Genomic DNA, 25,552 nt, shown 5'->3' on the forward strand with positions numbered 1-25,552 from the left:
TTGTGATAGAATAAACATTGTGTGAAAAAAGGAGGTTGTAGGGTGATAAATGATTTTGGACAAATGGCATTGTTAAGTATTGTGTCACATTTAATTTTTATAGCGATTTCCTGGTGGGCCCTGCAAGCGATTCGTTTGGATCAATTGCTGAAAGCGGGCCATGTATTTCAGGCGCGGTTACTTTACATATTATTAGCCATCATCATTGGTTCATCTGTTAGTAACTTTTTCCTTGATTATCTCCAATGGTCGAGACAGCTGCCTTTGATCATGCAAAATAGCTAATTGGAAAAAATTTAGGTCTTCATACATGTTTCTATTTGTTCAGAAATTGAGTACAATCGTCTTTGTGTGGAAAAATAACATCAATAGATCATGGAACTTTGTCTAAAAGTGACGACATTTCCCAAGTATGCTACTCCTCTACCTGGTAACAATGGTAGTAAGGGGGAGTAGAGATGAAGAGAAAGAGTCAAATCCTTTTGAGCGTAGTTATCATAATTAGTGTAATCTTGGTTGTAATTGGGAACCAAACAAGTGAAGCAAATGGCGGCGGAGCTAGTTCTTTTTTTGAAAAAGAAATGGACTTAATAAAAATTGGCTCGATGTTACAATCCGAAAATATTTTGCTCGATGAATGGACTTTTTATGCAAGAGAGCATTTGGATGGCATGAAAAGTGAGCAGGAAGTGAAGGACTACGCTAAAGAGCTTCAAGCTAAGTTTCCTGATTGGGAATGGTCTGTTAAAAATACCAGCCAAAAATGGGAAGTAACAGCAGTATCTCCAACATCTAAACACCACAACGAAATGCTTCAAATTATGGCAACCCACACAAAACAACCTGTTAATGCGTATATAGTATATAGTATCTCTGGTAAGGAGTGGAATTCGGCGACAAAGGCCTTTTTCACCACTAATCAATTTAAAACTAGGCTAACTGACATATTTCGAGGAAAACCAACAGTTTTCTCTTGTATGAAAGGTACAGTCGGTGATAAGATGGATAAGTCTTTACCTAAGACTATGAATCAAATGATGTCAAGATTTAAAGCAAAAGAAATCGAAGCGTTAAAAGAGGAGACTTTCATGTCTGTTTCGGCCAATTCGCCGATGTTTACAGGCTCCATAGAGAATCAACGAGAGAACATGAATTTACAAGTTGGCATACGCTCCGAAGGATTGGGCGGTAAGACTACCATCGTAGTTGGCACACCAATCATTACGATTGAATATTAATATAGAGAAAATGGACGCGGAGGGGAATACTCTTGGAAAAGATTATCGTCCGCGGCGGAAAAAGGCTTGATGGAACGGTTAAAGTTGAAGGCGCAAAAAATGCCGTTCTGCCTGTACTCGCTGCAACATTATTAGCAAGTGACGGAAAAAGTGTATTACGTGATGTACCTACACTCTCCGATGTATACACAATTAATGAAGTTTTACGCAATCTAAATGCTGAAGTGTCGTTTGAAAACAATACAGTCGTAGTAGATGCATCCACAGCGTTAAAAGATGAGGCGCCATTCGAATACGTTCGAAAAATGCGCGCATCTGTGCTTGTCATGGGATCATTACTCGCTCGTAATGGCCGTGCACGTGTGGCTTTACCGGGTGGCTGTGCTATTGGATCCCGTCCTATCGATCAGCATCTCAAAGGCTTTGAAGCCATGGGAGCTACAGTCAAGGTAGGAAACGGTTTTATTGAAGCGGAAGTTAAAGGCCGCTTACAAGGTGCGAAGATTTATTTAGACTTCCCAAGTGTTGGGGCCACTGAAAATATTATGATGGCTGCCACTCTTGCGGTTGGTACAACAATTATTGAGAACGTGGCAAAAGAACCAGAAATCGTCGACCTTGCCAACTTCTTGAACAAAATGGGCGCTAAAGTTCGCGGTGCCGGCACTGGAACTCTTCGTATTGAAGGGGTAAACGTGTTATTTGGTGCAGACCACAATATTATTCCTGACCGAATCGAAGCTGGTACCTTCATGGTGGCTGCAGCGATTACGGGCGGTAATGTATTGGTAAAAGGCGCTGTTCCTGAACATTTATCATCTTTGATTGCAAAAATGGTAGAAATGGGCATCACGATTCGTGAGGAAGAAGATGGCGTCCGTGTCATCGGAACCGATCGTCTGAAGGCTGTCGACATCAAGACGATGCCGCATCCTGGTTTCCCTACAGATATGCAATCACAAATGATGGCATTGCTGCTTCGTGCTAATGGAACTTCGATGATTACCGAAACGGTATTCGAAAACCGTTTTATGCATGTCGAGGAATTCCGCCGTATGAACGCAGACATCAAGATTGAAGGCCGTTCCGTTATTTTAAATGGTTCTTCAAATTTACAAGGTGCAGAAGTATCAGCGACAGATCTTCGTGCCGCTGCTGCATTGATTTTAACTGGTTTAGTATCTGAAGGCATGACACGCGTGACTGAGTTGAAACACTTAGACCGCGGTTATGTTGACTTCCACGGTAAACTAGCAAGACTAGGCGCCGACATCGAACGGATCAACGAAGCAAACGAAACGTTCACAGAAGTCCAAAACCTTGTATCGGATATGAATGCGTAAGTGGTTTCGGATCTAATCTAATCTGTAAGAGGATTAGGTAAGCCTGAAATCCAGTAACAACAAGCAATCGCAAAACAACGGGCCCTGATGTAGAATCGGGCCTTTTTTGTGTTTAGCTTGGATGGTGTCAGGCACCACAAAAAGACATTTGTCCACGAGTTGTCCACGAGCGGTGCCTGACACCACGTTTTGACACCATGTTCAGTTTTATGAAAAAATCCGTAATAAATGCTTGTCCGCCTCCATATGTATTAATTGAGACGCATCCCGCCTTTGGTATGTTTTGGTGTGGTTGTGAATTTGCAAACTGGAGGCACTCTCATGATAAAAATCAAACCATTCGTCGTAGTAGCAGCAGTCCTTATTGCCTTGACACTGATTATTCCCGCAGTCCTTGTTTTACCATTTTCTGATGAACATCACGCGAGCGGAAAGTTAGGGGAGGATTTAACTAAGACCCCCGCAAAAGAAGCAAAAGCAGTGCCGGCTTCTTCCGACCCTGCCGTTGATGTCGCCGTATTCCGGACTGCAAAATCAACCATTGAAAGTGTCCAATTAGAAGATTACCTCGTTGGCGTAGTGGCAGCTGAAATGCCCGTAGATTTCAAAGATGAAGCTCTCAAGGCCCAGGCATTAACAGCGAGAACGTATATCGTTAACCGATTAATTAATAAAGATACGCTGGGCGTTCCAAAAGGTGCTCAGGTGACTGACACCGTGATCCACCAGGTTTATATGAATGATGCGGAACAGAGGAGGGATTGGGGCGCAAATTATGATTGGAAAAAGAAGAAGATCGTAGATGCTGTACGCTCAACAGCCGGACAAATTTTGACCTATGACGGCAAGCCAATCGATGCCTTGTTTTTCTCGACAGGCAATGGCTATACGGAAAACTCAGAAGACGTTTGGGAAGGGAAATTCCCTTATTTGAGAAGTGTATCCAGTCCATGGGATATAAAGTCCCCAAAATATAACAGTCAAAAGGTGATGTCCGTTCATGAGTTTGAAACACGGCTTGGTGTGAACCTTGGTTCTGGATCAACAATTGGCAAGATTGTGGACCGGACGGCGGGCAAACGTGTGGGTAAGGTCGATTTCAATGGGAAAGTCCTATCAGGGATAGAAATCCGCGAAAAACTGGAGCTACGCTCGTCTGACTTCTCGTGGAAGCGCAAGGGCGACAATATTGTGATCACGACGAAGGGATTTGGCCATGGCGTCGGGATGAGCCAATACGGGGCAAACGGGATGGCTAAGGAAGGCAAGAACTATCAGGAGATCGTGAAGCATTACTACAAGGGCGTGGAGATTACAGCAGCGGATCATATGCTTGATACGGTTACTGCGAAGAAATAGATTTGTTTGGTGAGCCAGGCTGGGGTGGGAAGATGCCTGGCTTTTTTTGTGTGGTGGGAAAAATGGATCTGCCCGAATTGCAAGTGCAAATCTAAAACAGATCATATCCAAGCTATCAACGATTACTTTCTTTTAATTAAAACCTCGATTACAAACTCTGAATTGAGATGTTATCTGCATATTGACTCTCCTAAAAGTGCTAATAAAATCCTTAAATCTATGAACTTAGCCTTTACAGGGACCTTAAATTAAAGGGCAGAATTTATTTTCCTAAAACTACACACGGCTTAGTGCTTTACCAAACCCCTTAAATTTCCCTTTAAACAATGCCCCTCTAATAAAATAAAAACAAACCAAGATGCCGGTGAAGTCTTTGACTAGGTCGAACCAAGACGCGGAGCGGTAGGCGTAGAAGGATTGGTGGATTTCGTCGCTGATTCCATAGAGGCCAGCGATTACAGCGCAGGCTATGTTTAAGGCCGGCGTGAACGCTCCTCGGCGGGTTAACATCGCTAACACTAGCAAAACGTACAAAATCGCGAACTCTATTAAATGCAATGATTCCTTAATGGTGTGGTCGACTTGGGAATCCGGCAGCTTAACGAAATGGTCGGCTGGCAGGCTCGAAATAATAAAAATGGCCGCCATATAGGCAAACGGGAGCACCCGCAATACCCACTTAAAGATTTTCATAAAATTTCCTCCTATAATGGTACATTCTCCTCGAAAAATAATTTTTCTAACTTCATGCATAAAAATTTAATCACTGTCGAAAAATAAGTTCAAAAAAATTTTTTTCACTAGTGTATATAATTCTACTTATCTGTTCAGAATGATTGCTGAGGTGATGAAAATGAGAGAGGAAGAAAACAAACGATCTTCTCAAAGTTCCAGCGTAAAACGCTTTTTCAAAAAGCGTTGGGTATTTCCAGCCATCTATATTGCAAGTGCAGCAATCATTTTGACCGCGGTACTATGGTATCAAACAAGCAACAACGCGTCAGACAAATACGATTACAAATCCACGGATATTGCTGGTAAAAAGAATCAAGAGCCAGCTGTTGAAGTTAGCAAGACATTTGAAGACTTCAAAATGCCTGTGGAAAATGCGGATGCGGCTGTCGTAAAAACGAAATTCTATGATTTCAACGGAAAAACGGAAGACCAGGAAGCGGCTTTGGTATTCTATAATAATACCTACCAACCAAATACTGGTATCGATGTAACCGTGAAAGACGGCGAATCGTTTGATGTTGTTGCATCACTAAGTGGTACTGTCACACGTGTTGAAGAAGATGCAGTCCTTGGGAATGTCATTGAACTAGAACACGACAAAGGTATTGTAACACAATATCAATCCGTTAAAGACATAAAGATCAAGGTTGGCGAAGAAGTAAAACAGGGACAAGTGATTGCCAAGGCTGGACAAAGCTTGTTCAATGAAAAAGCTGGAACACATGTACATTTTGAAATTCGTAAAGATGGAATTGCTGTAAATCCAAGTGACTATTTTGAAAAATCGCTAAGCACTTTACAGGAAGCAAAACTTTCGAATGAAAATGCAAGCGAATCAGTAGAAACTCCACAAATGAAGGAAAAAGAGCAAATGATTGAGGATCCAGACAATTCTCTTGACCAAGAAAACTCTTCTGACCAAGATAAAAACGTGGACGACAATTCTACTAACTCAACAGAAAAAACAAACTCATAATCATAACGTAACAAAGGGGAAGGGGAATTCTTTCCTCTTTTTTTTGCACTTATTTCACACTCTTCCCCACAATTTCACACTTTATCTTACTCATAATAAATGGACAAAACACCATTTTTTGTATATTCACGGTATAATAATAATTATGGGTGCCTGACACCAGGAGTAGATAAAAGTGTCTGCCGCTGGTGCACAAAATGGAGAAAGTGTCTTTTTGTGGTGCCTGACACCGAACACCGAAAATTACTTTTTAAGGGAGGGATTTTGTTGAGGAAGTTTGTAGGGGCCATGCTGGTGGTGCTGCTGATGATGGCGGTTCTGGCTGGCTGTAGTAAGGAGCCGACGCCGCAGGATCGTTTTGCGAAGTACATAGCGTTATGGAATGGGCAGAAGTTTGATCAGATGTATGATTATCTTTCTAATGATGCGAAGAAGAAAATCACCAAAGAGGAATTTACAAACCGCTATCAAAAAATCTACAAAGATCTTCAGATAACAGACCTCAAGGTTGCCTTTAAAAAACCAAAAGAAGATAAACAGGCAGAAAAAGAACAAGTCCAATATTCGTTTTCCGCAAGCATGAATAGCGTGGCGGGACCGATTCAATTCACCCGAAAAGCTCAATTGAAAAAAGAAGAGCGAGCTGACAAGAAGAATTGGTATGTAAACTGGAATACAGGGTTCATTTTTCCGAAATTGCAAGAAGGGGATAAGATTGGCATTAATACGACTGCGCCAAAAAGAGGAGAAATCCTCGACCGCAATGAAATCGGGCTGGCTGTAAATGGCCAAGTGTATGAGGTCGGTGTGGTGGCAGGGAAGGTGACGGACCAGGTGCTAGAGCCACTGTCCTCGCTGTTAAAAATGAGTCCTGAGCAGATTAAGAAGGCGATTAGTGCTAGTTGGGTGAAGCCGGAACTGTTTGTGCCATTGAAGCGGGTGTCGATGCAGGATGAGGCACGGATTGCCCAGCTGATTGCGCTCGAGCCGGTGCAAACGCGAAAGGTGGAAGCACGAATCTATCCGTATGGCAAAGCGGCGGCACAACTTATTGGATATGTTGGAGCAATCACGGCGGATGAGTTGGAGAAACTCAAAGAGAAAGGCTACACAAGCAGTGATATGATTGGAAAAAGAGGGCTTGAGCAAGTGTACGACGAGCAGTTAAGGGGCAAGCCTGGGGTGACGATTACCATTAACAAGAAGAATGGCGGCAAGGAGGTGCTCGCTGAAAAGCCGGTTGAGGATGGAAAAGCGGTGAAGCTGACGATTGATGTGGATGTTCAGACAGCAATCTATGACCAACTTGGCAAGGAAGCGGGCACGGGAGCCGCTATGAACCCAGTAACGGGGGAAACGCTGGCGCTTGTCAGCACGCCTTCATTTGACCCGAATCAAGCGATGCTTGGCTTCTCGGCGGCTGAATGGAAGGCACTGCAGGAAAACAAGCAACAGCCGCTCGCTACGCGCTTTAGACAGACCTTCGCGCCGGGGTCTGTCATGAAGGCCATTACGGCTGGTGTGGCATTGGAGAACGGAGCGATCACGCCGGAGCAAGCGGTACCGATATTAGGGAAGAAGTGGCAAAAGGATAAGTCTTGGGGCGGCTATTTTGTAACGCGGGTCCACGCTGGATCAGCTCCGGTTAATCTGGAAAAGGCGTTTGTATTTAGTGATAATATTTATTTTGCCCAAGCGGCGTTAAAAATGGGTAAAGCTGCGTTCGCGGATGGGCTGAAGAAATTTGGCTTTGAGGAAGAGCTGGCGTTCCCATTCCCGCTCGAGAAATCAACGATTGGCGCGCTGGACCGAGATATATCGCTTGCCGATTCGGGCTATGGGCAAGGGCAGATTCAAATGAGTATCGTTCATCTGTTGTCGGCGTATACACCATTTATCAATAATGGAAATATGATTAAGCCGATTCTTTTGGCGGATGAGCAGCAGGGCCAAGTGTGGAAGGAGGCCGTGGTCTCAGCGGAACATGCCGGGGTAATTGCGGCAGATTTGCGGAAGGTGGTTGGCGATGCCGCCGGAACAGCACATGCGGCCGATATGAAGGGTTATCCGCTGGCCGGCAAGACAGGGACAGCAGAGATAAAACAGAAGCAAGGTGAAACGGGTACGGAAAATGGCTGGTTCATTGGATATAACACAAATTCACCAAATTTGATGGTCGGGATGATGGTCGAGAATGTCCAGAAGCGGGGCGGCTCACAGATACCGGTGAAGAAAGTGAAGAAGGTCTTTGAATTGGTACGGTAGATGGGTACTGGTACTGTGTGGTGTCAGGCACCACAATGGGACGTTAGCTAATACGATTGGAGATGAAACACCTAGGGGCTAGGTGTTTTTTCTTTGTTTTGTGGTCCTTTTTTAATTGGGATGATGGGGGAATTCCTATTTATTGTTGGGTTAGGGTTTTACGATCCAGTTTTGGCTATTTACTGTCGGGATCGGGGGATTTACTGCCCACTTTCATTCTTTTACTGTCCTGCTCCCGGGTTTGTTGGTTTTACCATGAAGAAAGTGGAAAAAGGATATTGTAATATCGGATACCACCCATGATAATGAATATTATAAAACTATTAATGGAGAACAATCGGATGATATTTTACAAGAAATTTCTGCAAATCTTTCTTTCCACCCTTTTATTACTTACCCTATTTCCCATGGAGAACCACGCGGAAACTACTACAAGCGGTAGCACGATATCCGGCGTAATTAGTGAAGATAGGGTGTTAACTAAAGAAGGCTCGCCCTATTATCAATCGGGTATGATAGAAATCAATTCAGGAGTCACCCTTACGATTGAACCAGGGGTAGAGTTGATTGGGCAAAATGGATCATGGATTACTGTGCGCGGCCAATTGAAGGCGGTTGGGACCGAGCAAGAACGCATCCGTTTGCAGGATGTGTACGTACAGGGAACTACGTTTAATGGAAGTTTGATTCAAATTGAATATGCGGACCATTATCGTCAACCAAAGTACAATGGCGGGTTTCTTGTGACGACGATTGGCAAAAATGCAATCCTCCGCCATAACCAATACAAAAATGGCTCGATTTCTATCTCTTCATCGAAGTTGAACTCATCTATTGAACATAACTTTTTTAGCGAAAAAGCGGACTTAAGTGTTGCGAATGGCCCAGGGGAAATTTTTGTTAAAAATAATACCTTTATAAATCCAATCGACTCTTATAATGATCTGACTGTAAGAGGTGACTATGGGGACGGCGGGATTCCCAATATCCACATTAACCAGAATAATTTCTTTGGATGGCCACACACGAAAGTGATTGTGCAGGTCTCAGGATATAATCGTTTGCCCTTTGATGCGAATGATAATTATTGGGGCGTAACCGACCCCCTTCGAATCGAGCGTGGAATTACGGACGGGAACGATTATAGTAACTCTTGGGGAAAGTTAGACATTGTCACAGTTGCTTATAAACCGTTTGAAAACGGTTATCCACTTGGAACGCTAGAAAAGCCGTTGGTTGAAAAAATAAGTGACCGGGATACATTGGTGAGTGGGATCACCGACCGGGATAGTCAGGTGGAGGTATACCGGGGAGCCGAGAAAATTGGTGAAGGCACATCGAGCGAAGCAGGAAGATTTCAGATTCCAATTCCTCCGCAAAAAAGTGGAGTGGAGCTGACAATCAAGGCGACGGATAGCTACAGCCGGATAAGTCCAGAGACCGTTGTCACGGTTGTGGATGAAACCCCGCCTGAAGAGCCTGTTGTCGATGCAGTGACCGAGCATTCTGAAGTTATCACCGGTATTGCCGAACCATTTTCCACGGTTGAGGCCAAAGCAGCCGTTTCCCTCGGAAAAATCGCGGCAGATGAACAGGGCCATTTTTCGATCGAGATTGAAAAACAGACTGCAGGCACGGTGATTCAGATCACCGCCACGGATGTAGTGGGAAACATCAGTCCAGATGCGACAGTCATAGTGGCGGACACAACAGCACCCGCCGCACCGCAGTTAAATCAAGATTCGATTACAGACCAGATGGATTCCATTAGTGGATACGCAGAAAAAGGGGCGCTCATTCGCGTGATGGCAGGACAAACAATCCTCGGTTCATGCTATGTGTCTTCCGATTATTTTTGGATTATTTTTGAGAGGCAAACTGCAGGAACGGAAATCGAAGTTAGGATAGAAGATGCTTCCAAGAATCAAGGTGAATCGACTTTCTTTACTGTAAAAGATGTAACTCCTCCATCGCTGAAACTTTCGTTGGACACGCCAAATCAGGTGACAACGGAGGAATTAACCGGCGTGGCAGAAGCTGGTGCTCATATTTCGATTTTTAATGGGAGCGTCTTGATTGCCGAGGGCGATGCCAACTCAGTGGATGGTCAATTTACGATTCCGATAGGCAAGCAAGTGTCAGGCACTTACCTGCGCGTGATCGCTGCGGATGCTGCGAAAAATGTCAGCACACCTGTAGATGTTCAATTCATTGACAAAACCCCGCCGCCAATTAAGATAAATACAGTGACGAATCGAACAACCCAAATTATTGGTGTAACCGAAGCCGGCGCCTCTGTGATGATTGCCATGGTTGGCCATACTTATTTCGGTTATGCGGATTCTGCCGGGAAATTTTCCTTTCAGATTACACCACCAACACCTGGTTCCACTTTTTACGTGACGATAGTGGATGGCGCGTCAAATCGAAGTTTACAAAAGTTCGTGGTCGGAAAAGTGCCGCCCGATAGTCCGACGGTGAACCCTGTTACCAATAAAGCCACTACCGTGACTGGTGTAACGGTAAAATCCGCTGTGGTTACGGTAAAAGCAGGTGCATCCTACTATAAAGGCAATGCCGATGCCAATGGAAAGTTTACGGTGACTATTCCCACCCAAAACAGCGGCACGCTCTTAAGCGTGACTGCGACGGATGCAGGGGGAACGAGCGTACCAAAGACAATACAGGTGACGAGAATGGCCCCTAACATCCCAGTGGTCAACGCCGTTAACAACAAATCAGCGTTGGTAACAGGCAAGTCTGAAAAGTATGCGGTTATTACTGTTCAAATTGGAAGTAAGTACTATATTGGGAAAGCCGATAGCCTTGGTAATTTCAAGGTGACGATACCGATTCAAAACAGCGGGACATCGCTCAAGATTACAGCAAAAGATGCAAATGGGAAGATTAGCAATCCAAAATCACTCACGGTCGCACGTGTGGCCCCTAATCTGCCTGTTGTGAATACAGTCAGGTATACGGCAACCTCAGTAACTGGAAAAACAGAAAAGCTGGCTGTCGTGAAGGTGAAGATTGGTACGAGAACCTATTCGACAAAGGCAAATAGTTATGGGAGCTATAAAGTAAGCATCCCGAGGCAAAAACGTGGAATGAAGATATCTGTAACGGCAACGGATGCTAAAGGATTCATCAGTGCCGCCAGAACGGTAAAAGTTTATTAAACTTTGGGCCTGTTAACCTTGCCTGTTGATTTCCTCTCTAAGCTCGGGCTGTCCGGTGAGCGTCCTCGTCGCTGGCCGCCTGGAACGTAGATCAACAGGGTGTCATAAACAACAATAAGCTTTAAAATAGTCAAACTTTATGGTAGGAAAGTGGGAAAGGGGCTGATCGCCCCTTTCTTTTTTGTGTTTTACTTCAGGTTCAGGTTGAGGGAAGACTTCCACTGATACCTCTCCAAATCAATAACCCCATTCAAGCCGATCTCGACGCCTTCCGCCTCCAACGACAACCGTTGCTCATTATAGGACTCGTCATCCTGGAGGGCGATTTGCCCCTTAGCATTGATGACGCGGTGCCAGGGAAGGCGATACTTCTTGCTCATGGAGTGTAGGGCGCGGACGACTTGGCGGGCAGCACGCGGGCTTCCAGCGAGCCGAGCGATTTGACCATACGTCGCCACCTTGCCTTCGGGGATGCTGCGAATAATTTCCACCACATTTTCAGTAAAAGGTGTCATAGGTACCTTCCTTTCAAAAAACACATACCAAAAAGGTATCAAAGATATAATAATTTTAACAATACTTTTAGAAAAAACTGCCTCAAATTATGCAAAGTACTGGCCTCCAAACCATTTTTTACCCTCCATTCCAATCATAATCGCCATTTTTGAATAATTTTTTTATCGACAAATTTCTTGGGAAATAAAACTAAGCTACGGATATTTCCAATCCAAAACCGCGCAACGAAGCGATTCTGGACCGCTTCGAATGATTGTCGAAAATAAGTAAGAAGTCCAATTATCAAAAAACTTTGAATAACACCTTGTCCCGATTGAGTATTTATAGCATATTCCCGTATCCAAGCTAATAAAATGGTTACAAACCTTTACAAAGAGAGTGTTTGAGGTGAAGAGTCGTTTGAAGTTAGCGGACATTCAGTCGGGGACATGATTATTCATCGTATAGACAGAAGGTAACTTACTTTCTGCCGTTTGGTGCCTGACACCATCAAGAAAAGTGTCCTCCACTAATGGACAAATGTCTTTTAGTGGTGCCTGACACCAAGCAGACACCAAAACGGAAGCAGAATTCGTCGAAGTGATAAGCGGGTCTCATTTCACACTTCTCACATCCAATTTAGGGAGGGCGAGAGTGTGCACGATTACATCAAAGAGAGAACTATCAAGATTGGAAAGTATATCGTGGAGACGAGGAAAACGGTTCGCGTGATTGCGAAGGAGTTTGGCGTATCCAAAAGTACAGTCCATAAGGATCTTACAGAGAGACTTCCTGAGATTAATCCAGAGCTAGCAAACGAGGTTAAAGGTATTTTAGACTATCATAAATCAATCCGTCATCTCCGAGGGGGAGAGGCAACAAAAATGAAATATCAGAAAGAGGAAAAGGAAGGTGAAGCTGTAAAATAAATCGTCATGACTTGGCTGAAAAAAGAATAGGTTTTAAGGCATTCTCTAGGAATCCTCCAATTCGACATCCATCTGCAAGATTTTACAACTTTTCTATGCTAAAAGTATGGAAATCTTAATGAGTGTGGTACAATATACAATTAGGAAAAGTATGTGGATTCCGTTTTAAGGAGGAAAGAAAAGAGAATGTTTGCAAGAGATATTGGGATAGACCTAGGAACGGCTAACGTGCTAATTCACGTAAAAGGCCGTGGAATCGTATTAAATGAGCCGTCCGTAGTTGCAATTGACAAAAATACAAATCGCGTACTTGCTGTTGGTGAAGAAGCTCGCCGCATGGTTGGTCGGACACCTGGGAACATCGTCGCGATCCGCCCGCTAAAAGATGGCGTGATCGCTGACTTTGATGTAACCGAAGCAATGTTAAAGCATTTTATTAATAAGTTAAACGTTAAAGGCTTTTTATCGAAGCCGCGCATTCTGATTTGCTGCCCAACGAATATTACAAGTGTGGAGCAGAAGGCAATCAAAGAAGCTGCTGAAAAGAGCGGCGGGAAAAAGATTTACTTAGAAGAAGAACCAAAGGTTGCCGCGATTGGTGCGGGAATGGACATTTTCCAACCGAGCGGAAACATGGTAGTGGACATCGGAGGAGGAACGACGGATGTAGCTGTTCTTTCAATGGGCGATATCGTGACTTCTTCCTCCATCAAAATGGCCGGTGACAAGTTCGACATGGAAATTCTCAACTACATTAAGCGCGAATACAAGCTCTTGATCGGTGAACGCACAGCTGAAAATATTAAAATCAACATCGGGACTGTATTCCCAGGTTCACGCTCGGAAGAAATGGAAATCCGTGGACGTGACATGGTAAGCGGTCTGCCGCGTACCATCTCAGTTCGTTCCGAAGAAATCGAAGGTTCATTACGTGAATCGGTTGCTGTAATCGTACAGGCTGCAAAAAGCGTGCTGGAACGCACTCCGCCAGAACTATCAGCTGACATCATCGACCGCGGCGTTATTTTAACAGGCGGCGGTGCATTGCTGCACGGTATCGACATGCTGCTCGCGGACGAATTAAAAGTTCCTGTCCTTGTGGCCGAAAATCCAATGGATTGTGTCGCGATTGGAACAGGAATTATGCTTGACAATATCGACAAGATTCCAAGTCGGAAGTTTGGATGATCCTTTCTGAAAAATTGTCCCTGCAAGTGGAATTAAGTTGACAATGATCTTTAGCAGCCCTTTTAGGTCTGGTGTTGTAAGACATCATACTTCAAAAGAGCAGGATACAAAAAGTCTAATGAAGCAGGCAGGACAAGCCTCAGTCATTGGGCTTTTTTCTTTGGACTTCGATAGAATTTTCCTAAAAAACCACAGAATATAGTAAATTCTACCTTTATAGACTATTTCCTGTTAAAATTGATGAGTATTTTGAATTTATTTTTTATAATAGAATAATGAATGACGTATTGTAAAAATAAATCCAAATATCCAGTTACAAGAGTTGAACAGAAAAATTGGATATAATATGTATAATTCACTGAGTCCGGGGTCTACCATGCAGATAAACATAAATGGACGGACGTCAGTTAAAGGGGAATTAACAAATGTCTGTAAATAATCCAAACCAAGAATATAGAACTAGAGAAGAATATAAACGGGCCAAGGCCGAAGCACAGAAACAATCCAAGGACGCAGCGGACCAATCCCAGAACGAAGCTCACAAAGCACAGGACGCAGCGAACCAATCCAGGGACGAGGTTCACAGAGCACAGAACGCAGTGAAAGGTGCCAACGGAGAGGTACGACAAACAAAGGATACTCCTGCGATACAAGCCAAGGAAGTTGTTCGAGTAACAAAAAACGCGGCAAAACCTGCGGTATCAATCGCAAAGGGTGCGGTAAAAGCGGTGTCAGCAGTCACGAAGACCGCAGCGAAACCGGCAAAAGCAGCCGTACAAGGCACGAGGGATGCTGCGAAACAATCGAAAGCCGAGAGACGTGAAAAAGAGGAAAAAAAACGGGAGACATCAAAAGCGAGGAAACAAAGCCGTGAGGCGAAAAAGTCGAAAGATGCCTTCACGAGAGACAAAGAAAAGAATGTCTCTGATAAACATAAACGAGTCAGAATTCGCCTCATTCCAATTTGGCTGCGATTGATTCTTTTAGTGGTCTTTGGTTTCGTAAGCATATCATTGGGTGCTATGGTTGGATACGGAGTCCTTGGCGGCGGGAATGTAAAAGATGTATTCAAGGAATCCACATGGACGCATATTGTGGATTTAGTTGAAAAAGGAAAAAGAAAAGTGGAGGAAGGGAGGTAAATCCCTTCCTTTTTGTATACCTTAAGTAGTAGAATAGGAAATAAATACTTGTTACTAGTAGGAGGTACTAACCTATGTTAGATATCGAACAAATCAAAGAAATCATCCCACATCGCTACCCCTTCCTTTTGGTGGATCGAATTTTAGAAGTAGAGGATGGAAAGAGCGCAGTCGGGATTAAAAACGTTAGTGCCAATGAAGAGTTCTTTAATGGACATTTTCCTGATTACCCAGTCATGCCTGGTGTATTAATCGTCGAAGCCCTTGCACAGGTTGGGGCTGTCGCTATGTTGAAAAAAGAAGAAAATCGCGGCCGCTTAGCCTTTTTTGCTGGAATTGATGGCTGCCGTTTTAAAAAGCAAGTCAAACCAGGTGACCAGCTTCGTCTGGAAGTAGAAATCATCCGTCTGCGCGGACCAATCGGCAAAGGAAAAGCTGTGGCAACCGTTGACGGCGAAGTGGCCTGTGAAGCCGAAATCACTTTTGCCTTAGGGGAGAAAAAAGAATAAACCAAACGAATCGGCCGGAAAGAAATTTCTGGTCGATTTTTTTATGTAAAAAAATGCTAGCAATCATTCGATAGACATTGGACAACCTAAAATTAGACCCATAGGTAGGTCAAAACTTGTTTTGGAAGGGGTTTATGATCTTGAAGAAAAAGTTATTTCTTTTGCTCGCAGGTTCGATTTTATCAGTCGGAATGCTAACAGCGTGTAATAATGATAACGATGACCAAAATCCGCCGCCACCAGCCGTCGATAACAATTTAAATGACAACGATTTAAATGACAACAATTTCAACCGTAACAATCTAAACCGTAACAATTTAAATACTCCTATCAAGTATGATGATGACAACCTTGATTTAGACAACCGAAACAATCATTATCCAAACACAGAGGACAAAAATACTGATACCGACAAAGACCCAATAAAGGATAGCAACACCAAAAAAGAAGAGATCATTGAGGATGATATTGACAGAAGAGACGCGGACAATAAAGACGAGTAATTCACAGCAATAAAAAAGGGGACCGGCGCTCAGCCTGTCCCTTCACTCATGATTTATTTATTCGACTTCACTTTTAACTTTGGTTTGCTTTTTATTTTTTCTCTAAATTCGTTGAGCAGCGCGGGGCCTTCCAACCCTTTTTGAAGAAGACTTTCGAGCAATAGCTCAGAATAGTCGCTTTTATTACGGCGGATTTTTCCCTCGAACAAAACGCTAATATGCTTTTCAAATTTAGTTAACGAGACAATTTTTGTTTGAAAATAAGCAGGCGCGTTTTCCTTCTTGGTAATCACAGCCTCAACAATAATGTCGCGATTTTGCTCAGAAATTTTTTGGAAATAATCATAGAGGGACAAATCTGTATACGCCTCAAGCAGCCATGTGGAGCGCTCGTCTTCCTTATTGAGAATTAAGCCATCTACTAACGGAACTTCAATCGAAGCATCATCTTCCACTACATCTAATGAGTACAACTTAAAAGATTTCATCATAACCTCCTGATTGCCTTTTCCAAAATTATAACATATGTTCACTTAAAGCAAATGTCGAAAAGTTTTTGTCGAAATTTAGAAGATAAGTTTTTTTCGAAAATCTACTCGTCTTTTTTGACAAAAACCCCTTTGAAAAACCGTTTATCTCCTAAAAAACGGACGAATAATGGTCTTTTCCCTGTTTTACAACAAGGACACCAAAAGGCTATGCTAGTACCGTCAAACAAAGAAGGAGATGAAGGTATGATCAATCAAGTCACACTTGTTGGCAGATTGACACGGGACCCGGAATTAAAACAGACGACAGAAGGGACGGCCGTGGCCCAAGTCACCCTGGCGGTGTCGCGTCACTTTCGCAACCAAAACGGCGAAATTGAGGCCGATTTTATCCAATGTACCCTTTGGCGGAAAGCAGCCGAAAATACGTGTCAATATTGCCGGAAAGGTGCAGTAATCGGAATTACGGGGCGTTTGCAGACTCGGAACTATGATAACAAAGAGGGAAAAAGGGTGTATGTCACAGAAGTAGTCGCGGAAACGGTCCAGTTCCTAAGCGCCAAGCCGCAGCCACATGAAGTGGAAGCTCCGCCCAAAAAGGAGGAAGTGACGGTTGGTGTCTAACGATGAAATGACCAGAAACCTCGAACAATTACTGGAAAGTTTAATCAAAATGGTTGGTAATTCAAATAAAAATTTCGACAGCCTCCAAAAACGCGTCAGCCAGCTGGAATGGATCATTAAGGAACAACAGCATGAAATCAAGGAAAGAGACAACCTCATCAGAATTTACTCCTCCCATCCGCACGAACCTTCATCAACTATTCCATTTCGTTTATAGGATTTTCAATAATTATCCCCGCAACTGACTTTTTGATAAAAAATCAATGCCATCTCCGACATGATCTCCATTTATCCGGCAGTTACTTGCCGGAATTTTTTTTATGATTGACACGTATAAAAATATTCCAACGGGGTAAACTAATTGAAAAACCCCCCCTGTTTTTTTAAAAAGAAGCCGCTGAACTCATCAGCGGCTTCTTTGATTTAAAGCAAAAAGAAATCCCTCGTGATGAAGCCTGACTCCTCGTGATTGAGCCTATCTGCCGAATACTCCTATCATTTATGTAAAAATCGTGAACGTTCCAGAAAAATATGAGATGAGATAAAATCACCTAAGAGGAATTTGTAAGTTATCGTCGAATAATGTTAGGTGATGTAAATTATTGTATTTTATGGAAGTAGGTATCTTTGTGGAGAAAAACTCAATAATATTCATTGTCAATCCTTCAAGCAGGAGGAAAAAGAAAATCAACAGCAAACCAAGCTTTTTTGATGCAATACAACTCTCAACTCGGTCGCCCCTAACAAATGTGGATACTCCTTATCAATCAATTCCATTTAATAAAAGAGCAATTATTCCCATCCATAGCTTTAATTCCGGCATTCATATTACGTACGATCAGCATTCCTTACAAATCTATAAAGAAAACAATGATTTAACCGAAAAAGAAGTCTTTGGGTTCCTCACCCACTTTGCCATTAAAGAAGGGAACAGGGTGTCCTTTTTAGCGGACTTTCCGAATGGCAAAAAAAGACGAGCGAAGTCCAAGCCAAGAGGTAAACTGGCGGAAAGTAGGAAAATGGAGGAGAAATGTGACGCTCAACCCCAAAAATGTTAACACTGTTATGACACAGAAATGACACTAATATGTGTAATATGACAAAAAGTGATGTACTTTTAATCTTTTTGTAACATTACTGGTACATTCTTCTGGTATAACTAGAGTACTAAGGAAAGGAGAAAGTGTATGCAAACGACAAGAAAGCGTATCATTCTCATGTTACTTACAATCATATTATCAATATCAGGGTCTATGGTTACATATGCACAAACAAGCACGGAAGCCCTACATAATGCTAAAGAAGAGCTAGCGGAAAAACAAAGAATAGTAGAGCAAAAAGCGCAAGAAAAGCAGACTGTTAATCAAGAAATCGTAAAAATTCAGCAAGAATTAAACGCCCTGTACAGTGATATTACAAAAAACAAAGAAGAAATGGCCAAAACGCAACAAAAAATAGATGCAACAGCCCAACTCATTGAAAAAAAGAAACAAGAAATCGTCGTCCTCGAGGACAAAATCCTTGCCCGCACAGGGATTATGAAGCAGAGGGCTGTCTCACTTCAACAAACAGATAATATCAATGTCATTATCAACTTATTCTTCGAATCTGATAGTATCACAGACTTTATCCAACGTGCGAGCGCCGTTTCGACCTTGATGGATGCGGATAAAGATATCTTGGGTTCCCAGAAGGAAGACCTGCTGCAGATTGAAGAAGACAAAAAAGAGATTGATAGACAAGAACAATTTTTACTAGAAGATCAAAATGAACTTGCGAAGCAGCAGCAAACACTTGATCAAAACAGACAAAAAAGTCAACAAACCTTAACCGTAATGCAACAAAAATATAGTCAAATCCTTAAACAAATGGCGCTTGCTGAGCAGGAAAAGGCAGGCATTGAATCACAATTGAATGATATTCAAGCCAAAATCAAAAGTGAACAAGAAGAGGCGAAGACACGTCCGGTTTCAAAAGCCAAACCGGCGCCATCTTCAAACAACAAAACAACTGCGGCTATAAATGGGAAGGAAATGTATGTGAGTGCGACTGCATACAGCCCGGAAGAATCCTTCCACATTACGGCAGCTGGCTACAACATTAGGAAACATCCAAATATGAAATTGATTGCCGTCGACCCAAGAGTCATTCCACTTGGAAAAAAAGTCTGGGTTGAAGGCTATGGCATTGCTGTTGCTGGCGACACAGGCGGCGCAATTAAAGGTCATAAAATTGACGTATTACTGCCAACCACATCCCAATGCATCCAATGGGGCAGAAAAACCGTAAAAATCATCGTACTAGACTAACATTAATACCTAACAGGAAACTGTTAGGTCTTTTTTTATCGGTGCGGTAGGGTGAGGCCAAAGCAATATTGCCAATGGACTTATAGAGGAGAGGATTTGGTGCCTGACACCGAAAGCACTATAGCCACAGGTCTCATACAGCAAATGGTGCCTGACACCCAAATTTCTACCCCTGACACGTTGCTGATTTTGTTATTATGAAATAAAATAAATTCATATTTTAACAAATTGGTAGTATGAGAGAGGGATCAGTTTAGTGATTGAGTTAAAACTGCGTTCGATTTTAAAGCAGGTAAAAAGTGAGAACCCACAAAAGAGATTTGAAGCGCTTGACCAGCTTTTTCAATATAAGCTGGAAGAAGGACTCGAGATTCAAATCGATGTGTTAAAGGATATGATCAAAACGGCGGCATCCAGATTCCCAGAGCCTGTCGACCGTTGGGACAACCCCTCCTTTTATCTTATTGACTTTGTCTGTGATTTTCCGATGCCGGAAGTGGTGGAAGGACTCCTCAAGCATTTTGATGGTCTTGACTTGCAGGCAAAAGAGCGGGCAATTGAAATGCTGCTCACGACAGAAGACGAGGATATTTTTTTTGTGCTCGAGGAAAAAATCGTCGAGTTAATCGAGACTGAAGAATTTCATATTCCAGTCAATGAACTGGACCCTTATCCGATGCTGATTAAGGGAATCCTTGATAAAACGCTCGCCAAGCTCAATACAGAGCATTATAAATTGTTGCTTTATAGTTTAGTATTATCGCTGAACGACTCCAGTTTAGAAAAAGGCTATAGGAAGGACGTCATCCTCCCGTCATTGCTCAACGATTATCACGTAGAGAAACAGGAGTATCTGAAATTTGACTCCGATTTTTCAAGCAAATACGTTTATACGGCTTGGAAGGATAGCTATTTTGCCGTTCGAACAAAAATGAAATTATTTATTAGCTTAATGGAATATTATTTTTCAGCTGACATCGGTGCTGAGCTGGAGCAGGCGATGACCTTCCGCGATCCGTTGATAAAAACGCAGGCGCTGTTGGTATGTGTGGGCAAAAACCTTTCGTATCAACAGAACACGCTCGTAGAAGCAGCTGAGCATATTGAGAGTGCAGAAATGGTTTATTGGGAGTTAAAGGAAAAGAATCTAGAGCATCTGTATCCCATTGCGGAAGGAAAGCAGCCACATTTGGCGAAGACGAGACTCTTTTCGACGATTATCAACCTGCCAGAGGAAGAAGAGGGAGTCATCCGCTTTCCGGAGGACATTCAAATCATCGATAAAGTCGAAACCGAAAACACATATCGCCAGCCGATACGCTATTATTTGCTGAGTTTCGTGCATATCGGGACCCGATACGTGGGTTGGGCAGGCGGCTATGCGCTTGAGGACGGAGACGATACGGCCGAATTATGGGACGGCAGCTATACTGATTTTGTCGAATGGGATTCGGCCAGCATCGAAGAACATAAAGCCGCTTTTTTCAAAAAGAGAGCAGAGGAAAAGGAAGAACATGAGTCCAGTATTTACTTTGAAAGCTCGCCGCGGCTAAGTCGAGGTGCTTGGTTCTTCCTCAGCCTTGCGGTGGTTCACTGGATTAAAGAGGCGGTAACAGGGTTTCCGAAAGATGGGATTCCTTTCTTAGTTGCACTAACCGTTATCAGCGGTGCGATGTGTCTTTATGAACTTACCAAAAATAAAAAAAGAAAAATCCAGGTCGTTGGTCAGCAGCTTGTGATGGAAAACGGGTCGAAGCAGCACACCATCGGCTTGCATGAAATCAAAAAAGTAGAGCATAACAAAAAACGCGTTCTCATCTATAACAAGAAAAACGAAGTCGCGATTTCATTCCCGCTCCGCTGGGTCCGTTACGAAATCTTTTACATGCACATGCTGGAGCACACCGACCATCTAAAAGATCGACCATATATACAAGCATAAAAAATACGCCAAAGGCCGCAAAATTGCGGCCTTTGGCGTGCATATGAGTGCTGTGGTCAATAGTTAATGGTGCCTGACACCAAAAACACTATTGCCACCATCTATTTAAGATGATCATTCAAAACATTTTCCTCTAATACAGAAAACTTATCCCCATAAACCCTCTCAATATGATTTTCACCCCATGTACAGAGCGAATTCAGAATCCCCTCTAGACTCTGACCGTACTCACTCAACTCATACTCAACCTTCGGGGGAATCTGATTATAAATAATCCGATTAATGACGCCATCGTCCTCCAGCTCCCGCAATTGCTGCGTCAACATTTTCTGCGTAATACTCGGCATCAGTCGCTTCAATTCACTCGTCCGTTTTTTCCCATGCGTCAAATGGCAGAGAATCACACACTTCCACTTCCCACCGATTACCTCAAGCGTCGCCTCAACCGATATATTATATTTCTTCTTCTCCATCTTCATCTTCCTCCTCATTTCACTGACAATCGAACAGACAGGTAGGCAGGTACCAAAAAGTACCTATGGCACTGCTGGGTACCTATATCACTTTAAAGTGCGTACTTCCGATAAACTTACATATCCTCCATAATAACATTTGCCGGATGAAAACAATCATACCTTTTTATATAAACCTACACAAACGAGGAGGAAAATTTATGCCTTTAAATAAACAGCAAAGCACATTCGCACTACTGGCCTTAGCCGTCAGCGCCTTCGCGATTGGTACCACCGAATTTATCAGCGTCGGGCTGCTGCCGCTTATCGCTCAAGATTTGCACATACCCGTCACCACCGCGGGGCTGACCGTCTCGCTATACGCTCTTGGGGTCACATTCGGAGCGCCAGTGCTGACATCCATGACATCGCGCATGTCACGGAAAACCCTTTTACTATGGATTATGATCGTCTTCATCATCGGTAACGGAATTGCCGCGAGCGCGACAACCATCAGCGTCTTGCTGGCAGCGCGCGTGATTTCAGCTTTATCACATGGCGTCTTCATGTCGATTGGCTCCACCATCGCCGCCGACCTCGTCCCGGCCAACCGCCGCGCGAGCGCCATTTCAATCATGTTCTCCGGCCTCACCGTCGCAACCGTCACCGGCGTGCCATTCGGAACATTTATCGGCCAACAATACGGCTGGAGGCTTGCCTTCATCCTTATCGTCATCGTTGGTATCATTGGCTTCATCGCCAACTGGATTCTCATACCTTCTTTTTTAAAAAAAGGAACACAGACCAGCGTTCGGGACCAGGTTAAGCTCCTAACCAATGGCCGCCTCCTACTTTTATTCGTCATCACGGCACTTGGGTATGGCGGCACATTTGTTGTCTTTACTTATTTGTCACCATTACTACAGGAAATAACCGGATTTAAGGAGAGTTCGATTGCGATTATTTTACTGGCGTACGGATTGGCAATCGCCATTGGCAACATGATGGGCGGCAAGCTCTCGAACCGCAATCCAATTGGCTCTCTATTCTATATGTTTATTGTTCAAGCTGTTGTCCTGTTTGTCCTAATGTTCACCGCGCCGTTCAAAATCGCGGGATTAATCACAATTATTTTTATGGGATTGCTTGCCTTTATGAACGTACCGGGTCTGCAAGTATACGTGGTCATCCTCGCAGAACGATACGTCCCAAGCGCCGTTGATGTAGCATCTGCTATCAACATCGCCGCCTTCAACGCAGGAATCGCCATCGGCTCCTACCTAGGCGGCACCATCACTGACTCAATCGGACTCATCCACACCACATGGATCGGAGCATTAATGGTACTCGCAGCGGCCATCCTAACAGGGGTGAGCCGAGCATTAGAAAAGAAAGACTTGGAATCAATGGAGTCAATGGTGTCAGGCACCACAAAAGCACAACTGTCCCCGTGAGGAGGACAGTTGGAGTGATTTTACTAAATACAATTGGAGGTATTAAAAATGATAAACAATTTACAAAGTACAACAACATTAAATAACGGGGTAAAAATGCCATGGTTTGGCTTGGGTGTCTTTAAGGTAGAGGAAGGACCGGAGTTAGTGAACGCGGTGAAAACGGCAATTCAACATGGTTACCGGAGCATTGACACGGCAGCCATCTATGGAAACGAAGAGGGAGTAGGACAAGGGATTAAGGAATCGGGCATCGCTAGAGAGGATTTATTCGTCACATCAAAGGTCTGGAATGCTGACCTTGGCTACGAATCGACCTTAGCAGCGTATCAAACAAGTCTAGATAAACTAGGTGTAGATTACTTAGATCTCTACCTCATTCACTGGCCGGTAGCTGGCAAATACAAGGAAGCGTGGAGAGCATTGGAGACCCTTTACAAAGAAGGACGGGTGCGAGCGATTGGAGTCAGCAATTTCCAAGTTCACCACCTGGAAGACCTATTGAAGGATGCTGAGATTAAGCCAATGATCAACCAAGTTGAATATCATCCACGCTTAACCCAAAATGAAGTCCAAGCATTCTGCCGCGAGAACGGGATCCAGATGGAAGCCTGGTCACCATTAATGCAAGGTCAATTATTAGACAATGAAGTATTGGTGGAACTTGCTTCTAAATACAATAAATCAGTGGCCCAAATCATCTTGCGTTGGGATCTGCAAAACGGCGTCATCACCATCCCAAAATCAACAAAAGAACATCGAATCATCGAAAACTCACAAGTATTCGACTTTGAACTCACGCAAGAGGACATGCACCAAATAAACGAACTAAACCAAAACCACCGCGTCGGCCCAGACCCCGACAACTTTGATTTTTAATTAAAGTGGATTACTACCATTCGACCAATTTTCATGCGAAGATTGGTCTTTTTTTATTCCTTCAGTTACTGTTCACAGCACAGCCTGGGTGTCAGGCACCACTCGTGGACACTTGTCCGCCACGCAGAGACGTGGAATTGGTCATTTTTCCCATAACTTTGCTATAATAAGTAAAATAGTGAAAGTAAGGGGTGGGGAAGGTTGTCCAATAGAGTAACGAAAGATAACTGGAATGCTAGTTTATATGATCAGGAGCATTCGTTTGTCTCAGGTTTTGGCGGGGCTTTGCTCCAATGGCTTGCACCGCAGCCGGGTGAAAAAGTTCTCGACCTTGGCTGCGGAACAGGGGATTTGGCCAACCAAATGAATCAACTGGGCGTTTCTATAATTGGGATAGATAAATCAGAAAACATGGTCCAGCAGGCACAAAAAAAGTATCCAGGTCTAACCTTTAGGGTCCAGGACGCCACTACCATGAATGACAGGAACGAATTCGATGCCGTTTTTTCTAATGCCACACTACATTGGGTGAAAACGCCGAAACAGGCCCTGCAATCCATTTACCAGGCCCTAAAACCTGGCGGCCGATTTGTCGCAGAATTCGGCGGGAAAGGCAACGTCCAAAAAATCACCGACGAACTTATTCATCAATTAGGAACCAGCTTTCAAACGGAGCAATTTCCTTGGTATTACCCTAGCATCGGTGAATACACCTCCCTAATGGAGCAAGTAGGATTTCGGGTCACTCACGCCCAACATTTCGACCGGCCAACTCCACTAAACGGAGAAAATGGATTGCGTAACTGGATTGAGATGTTCGCCGCGAGTATGCTGGATGGCCTCGCACCCGAATCCAAAGAGAGCATCATATCAGAATCCACCAAAAATTTAAGAGATGTCTTATACCAGAACGGTACATGGATCGCGGATTATAAGCGGATTCGTGTGCTAGGACTAAAAGAGTGAGCAGAGGGACCATATTGATCCTTTTTTGTGGTAAGTCTGGTTATAAGGGTCTCGACCTCGGCTGCAACGATTATGTTAAAGAGAAGGAAGGAACTAATAGGAAGAAAAAACATAAATTGGAACCTTTTCGTGGAAAATACGTATGTACAGAAAACTAGTTTAAAAAGGGGGAGATAAGAAATAATGAAAAAATTAATTACAATCTTTATTACCTTATTAGTTTTAACAGGTTTGAGTTATGGCATAACGTATTATACCCATTCAAAATTCATTGATTATTCATTCTTTATTGGATTAGCAGTCACGGTAATTATCTGGTTCTTTACTTCAAAAGGGGGTTACACTTCAAGAAATTTAGATGTGTCAGTTCAAGGAACCACTGGGATTAAAGTTGATCAGCAAAAGTATGAGTTTTCACCCAATTTTGCTTTCCTCACCTCCTTGGTTTATACCATTATTAACCTTGGAGCAATGTTATTTCATTATAGAAGTTATTTTTGATTATTTTTCACTATTTTAGAAACATTACAATCTCAATAATTGGATATTTATGTTAAAATTACAGTATCAACGT

General features: G+C 43.3%; 25 protein-coding genes. 21 read left to right on the forward strand and 4 right to left on the reverse strand.

The window, feature by feature from the left end:
• The first annotated feature begins 42 nt into the window (after positions 1 to 42).
• The 4 genes from BR30_RS0129955 (at position 43) to spoIID (ending at position 3,940) form a co-directional block, all read left to right on the forward strand.
• A complete protein-coding gene (locus BR30_RS0129955) occupies positions 43 to 285 on the forward strand; it encodes a DUF1146 family protein (protein ID WP_026568263.1) in 243 nt (80 codons plus the stop codon).
• Positions 286 to 458: 173 nt separating this feature from the next.
• Positions 459 to 1,238 carry a YwmB family TATA-box binding protein gene (locus BR30_RS0129960; RefSeq protein ID WP_026568264.1) on the forward strand — a complete coding sequence of 260 codons (780 nt, stop codon included), beginning with the start codon at positions 459 to 461 and terminating at the stop codon, positions 1,236 to 1,238.
• 32 nt (positions 1,239 to 1,270) lie between these two features.
• Positions 1,271 to 2,581, forward strand: a complete 1,311-nt coding sequence (murA, locus tag BR30_RS0129965; RefSeq protein WP_026568265.1) for a UDP-N-acetylglucosamine 1-carboxyvinyltransferase — start codon at positions 1,271 to 1,273, stop codon at positions 2,579 to 2,581.
• Between the two features lie 321 nt (positions 2,582 to 2,902).
• Positions 2,903 to 3,940, forward strand: a complete 1,038-nt coding sequence (gene spoIID / locus BR30_RS0129970) for a stage II sporulation protein D (protein WP_026568266.1) — start codon at positions 2,903 to 2,905, stop codon at positions 3,938 to 3,940.
• Between the two features lie 276 nt (positions 3,941 to 4,216).
• Here the strand turns inward: spoIID and BR30_RS34880 are convergent, their stop codons facing one another.
• Complete coding sequence (locus BR30_RS34880; RefSeq protein ID WP_231507856.1) at positions 4,217 to 4,693, reverse strand: VanZ family protein; 477 nt, start codon at positions 4,691 to 4,693, stop codon at positions 4,217 to 4,219.
• Positions 4,694 to 4,793: 100 nt separating this feature from the next.
• On the opposite strand from BR30_RS34880, the gene BR30_RS34885 reads away from it, so the two are divergent.
• From BR30_RS34885 to BR30_RS0129995, 3 genes are all read left to right on the forward strand, one after another.
• Positions 4,794 to 5,651 (forward strand): stage II sporulation protein SpoIIQ, encoded by an 858-nt coding sequence (locus tag BR30_RS34885; RefSeq protein WP_035446376.1) that lies wholly within the window; start codon positions 4,794 to 4,796, stop codon positions 5,649 to 5,651.
• A 267-nt stretch (positions 5,652 to 5,918) separates the two neighbouring features.
• Positions 5,919 to 7,916 carry a penicillin-binding transpeptidase domain-containing protein gene (locus tag BR30_RS0129985; protein WP_026568267.1) on the forward strand — a complete coding sequence of 666 codons (1,998 nt, stop codon included), beginning with the start codon at positions 5,919 to 5,921 and terminating at the stop codon, positions 7,914 to 7,916.
• 305 nt (positions 7,917 to 8,221) lie between these two features.
• Positions 8,222 to 11,098, forward strand: coding sequence for an Ig-like domain-containing protein (locus tag BR30_RS0129995; RefSeq protein ID WP_231507857.1), 2,877 nt, complete (start codon positions 8,222 to 8,224; stop codon positions 11,096 to 11,098).
• A 188-nt stretch (positions 11,099 to 11,286) separates the two neighbouring features.
• Here BR30_RS0129995 and BR30_RS0130000 read toward each other — a convergent pair whose 3' ends face one another.
• Positions 11,287 to 11,613 (reverse strand): MGMT family protein, encoded by a 327-nt coding sequence (locus BR30_RS0130000; RefSeq protein ID WP_026568270.1) that lies wholly within the window; start codon positions 11,611 to 11,613, stop codon positions 11,287 to 11,289.
• A gap of 636 nt (positions 11,614 to 12,249) precedes the next feature.
• Between BR30_RS0130000 and spoIIID the strand changes: the two genes are divergently transcribed.
• The 5 genes from spoIIID to BR30_RS0130025 all read left to right on the forward strand — a co-directional run bounded on the left by spoIIID (position 12,250) and on the right by BR30_RS0130025 (position 15,864).
• Entirely contained in the window at positions 12,250 to 12,522 is a 273-nt protein-coding gene (spoIIID, locus tag BR30_RS0130005; RefSeq protein WP_026568271.1) for a sporulation transcriptional regulator SpoIIID, read from the forward strand.
• Positions 12,523 to 12,708: 186 nt separating this feature from the next.
• Complete coding sequence (locus BR30_RS0130010; RefSeq protein ID WP_026568272.1) at positions 12,709 to 13,710, forward strand: rod shape-determining protein; 1,002 nt, start codon at positions 12,709 to 12,711, stop codon at positions 13,708 to 13,710.
• Positions 13,711 to 14,135: 425 nt separating this feature from the next.
• On the forward strand, positions 14,136 to 14,852 hold the full coding sequence (locus BR30_RS36345; protein ID WP_081825627.1) for a DNA-directed RNA polymerase subunit beta: 717 nt from the start codon (positions 14,136 to 14,138) through the stop codon (positions 14,850 to 14,852).
• A gap of 74 nt (positions 14,853 to 14,926) precedes the next feature.
• Complete coding sequence (gene fabZ / locus BR30_RS0130020; protein ID WP_026568273.1) at positions 14,927 to 15,361, forward strand: 3-hydroxyacyl-ACP dehydratase FabZ; 435 nt, start codon at positions 14,927 to 14,929, stop codon at positions 15,359 to 15,361.
• A 161-nt stretch (positions 15,362 to 15,522) separates the two neighbouring features.
• The gene (locus BR30_RS0130025; protein ID WP_231507858.1) at positions 15,523 to 15,864 is read left to right on the forward strand and encodes a hypothetical protein; all 342 of its coding nucleotides are present in this window, start codon (positions 15,523 to 15,525) and stop codon (positions 15,862 to 15,864) included.
• Between the two features lie 53 nt (positions 15,865 to 15,917).
• Here the strand turns inward: BR30_RS0130025 and BR30_RS0130030 are convergent, their stop codons facing one another.
• A complete protein-coding gene (locus tag BR30_RS0130030; protein WP_026568275.1) occupies positions 15,918 to 16,352 on the reverse strand; it encodes a YwpF family protein in 435 nt (144 codons plus the stop codon).
• 246 nt (positions 16,353 to 16,598) lie between these two features.
• Between BR30_RS0130030 and ssb the strand changes: the two genes are divergently transcribed.
• The 5 genes from ssb to BR30_RS0130055 all read left to right on the forward strand — a co-directional run bounded on the left by ssb (position 16,599) and on the right by BR30_RS0130055 (position 21,227).
• The gene (gene ssb / locus BR30_RS34895; protein WP_035446378.1) at positions 16,599 to 16,976 is read left to right on the forward strand and encodes a single-stranded DNA-binding protein; all 378 of its coding nucleotides are present in this window, start codon (positions 16,599 to 16,601) and stop codon (positions 16,974 to 16,976) included.
• A complete protein-coding gene (locus BR30_RS34900; protein WP_155928945.1) occupies positions 16,969 to 17,193 on the forward strand; it encodes a hypothetical protein in 225 nt (74 codons plus the stop codon). Before ssb ends, BR30_RS34900 begins: the two co-directional genes overlap by 8 nt.
• A 385-nt stretch (positions 17,194 to 17,578) precedes the next feature.
• Positions 17,579 to 18,034 (forward strand): hypothetical protein, encoded by a 456-nt coding sequence (locus BR30_RS0130045; RefSeq protein ID WP_026568276.1) that lies wholly within the window; start codon positions 17,579 to 17,581, stop codon positions 18,032 to 18,034.
• A 129-nt stretch (positions 18,035 to 18,163) separates the two neighbouring features.
• Complete coding sequence (locus tag BR30_RS0130050; RefSeq protein ID WP_026568277.1) at positions 18,164 to 19,285, forward strand: 3D domain-containing protein; 1,122 nt, start codon at positions 18,164 to 18,166, stop codon at positions 19,283 to 19,285.
• 256 nt (positions 19,286 to 19,541) lie between these two features.
• Entirely contained in the window at positions 19,542 to 21,227 is a 1,686-nt protein-coding gene (locus BR30_RS0130055; RefSeq protein ID WP_026568278.1) for a hypothetical protein, read from the forward strand.
• A 101-nt stretch (positions 21,228 to 21,328) separates the two neighbouring features.
• On the opposite strand, the gene BR30_RS0130060 is transcribed toward BR30_RS0130055, so the two are convergent.
• A complete protein-coding gene (locus tag BR30_RS0130060) occupies positions 21,329 to 21,700 on the reverse strand; it encodes a winged helix-turn-helix transcriptional regulator (RefSeq protein ID WP_026568279.1) in 372 nt (123 codons plus the stop codon).
• Positions 21,701 to 21,900: 200 nt separating this feature from the next.
• On the opposite strand from BR30_RS0130060, the gene BR30_RS0130065 reads away from it, so the two are divergent.
• From BR30_RS0130065 to BR30_RS0130085, 4 genes are all read left to right on the forward strand, one after another.
• On the forward strand, positions 21,901 to 23,133 hold the full coding sequence (locus BR30_RS0130065; RefSeq protein ID WP_026568280.1) for an MFS transporter: 1,233 nt from the start codon (positions 21,901 to 21,903) through the stop codon (positions 23,131 to 23,133).
• A 48-nt stretch (positions 23,134 to 23,181) separates the two neighbouring features.
• On the forward strand, positions 23,182 to 24,012 hold the full coding sequence (locus tag BR30_RS0130070) for an aldo/keto reductase (RefSeq protein WP_026568281.1): 831 nt from the start codon (positions 23,182 to 23,184) through the stop codon (positions 24,010 to 24,012).
• Between the two features lie 201 nt (positions 24,013 to 24,213).
• A complete protein-coding gene (locus BR30_RS0130075) occupies positions 24,214 to 24,978 on the forward strand; it encodes a class I SAM-dependent methyltransferase (protein ID WP_026568282.1) in 765 nt (254 codons plus the stop codon).
• Between the two features lie 183 nt (positions 24,979 to 25,161).
• Positions 25,162 to 25,479 (forward strand): hypothetical protein, encoded by a 318-nt coding sequence (locus BR30_RS0130085; RefSeq protein ID WP_026568283.1) that lies wholly within the window; start codon positions 25,162 to 25,164, stop codon positions 25,477 to 25,479.
• The last annotated feature ends 73 nt before the right edge of the window (positions 25,480 to 25,552 follow it).

The organism is Bacillus sp. UNC41MFS5 (genome assembly GCF_000686805.1).

Bases quoted from the DNA above. Each gene is read 5' to 3' on its own strand.
- BR30_RS34885 (WP_035446376.1), top strand. From the start codon at position 4,794: ATGAGAGAGGAAGAAAACAAACGATCTTCTCAAAGTTCCAGCGTAAAA.
- fabZ (WP_026568273.1), top strand. From the start codon at position 14,927: ATGTTAGATATCGAACAAATCAAAGAAATCATCCCACATCGCTACCCC.
- spoIID (WP_026568266.1), top strand. From the start codon at position 2,903: ATGATAAAAATCAAACCATTCGTCGTAGTAGCAGCAGTCCTTATTGCC.
- ssb (WP_035446378.1), top strand. From the start codon at position 16,599: ATGATCAATCAAGTCACACTTGTTGGCAGATTGACACGGGACCCGGAA.
- BR30_RS0130065 (WP_026568280.1), top strand. From the start codon at position 21,901: ATGCCTTTAAATAAACAGCAAAGCACATTCGCACTACTGGCCTTAGCC.
- BR30_RS0130030 (WP_026568275.1), bottom strand. From the start codon at position 16,352: ATGAAATCTTTTAAGTTGTACTCATTAGATGTAGTGGAAGATGATGCT.
- BR30_RS0130050 (WP_026568277.1), top strand. From the start codon at position 18,164: ATGCAAACGACAAGAAAGCGTATCATTCTCATGTTACTTACAATCATA.
- BR30_RS0129995 (WP_231507857.1), top strand. From the start codon at position 8,222: ATGAATATTATAAAACTATTAATGGAGAACAATCGGATGATATTTTAC.
- BR30_RS0129960 (WP_026568264.1), top strand. From the start codon at position 459: ATGAAGAGAAAGAGTCAAATCCTTTTGAGCGTAGTTATCATAATTAGT.
- BR30_RS0130060 (WP_026568279.1), bottom strand. From the start codon at position 21,700: ATGGAGAAGAAGAAATATAATATATCGGTTGAGGCGACGCTTGAGGTA.
- BR30_RS0130070 (WP_026568281.1), top strand. From the start codon at position 23,182: ATGATAAACAATTTACAAAGTACAACAACATTAAATAACGGGGTAAAA.
- BR30_RS0130000 (WP_026568270.1), bottom strand. From the start codon at position 11,613: ATGACACCTTTTACTGAAAATGTGGTGGAAATTATTCGCAGCATCCCC.
- BR30_RS0130085 (WP_026568283.1), top strand. From the start codon at position 25,162: ATGAAAAAATTAATTACAATCTTTATTACCTTATTAGTTTTAACAGGT.
- BR30_RS34880 (WP_231507856.1), bottom strand. From the start codon at position 4,693: ATGCATGAAGTTAGAAAAATTATTTTTCGAGGAGAATGTACCATTATA.
- BR30_RS36345 (WP_081825627.1), top strand. From the start codon at position 14,136: ATGTCTGTAAATAATCCAAACCAAGAATATAGAACTAGAGAAGAATAT.
- BR30_RS0130010 (WP_026568272.1), top strand. From the start codon at position 12,709: ATGTTTGCAAGAGATATTGGGATAGACCTAGGAACGGCTAACGTGCTA.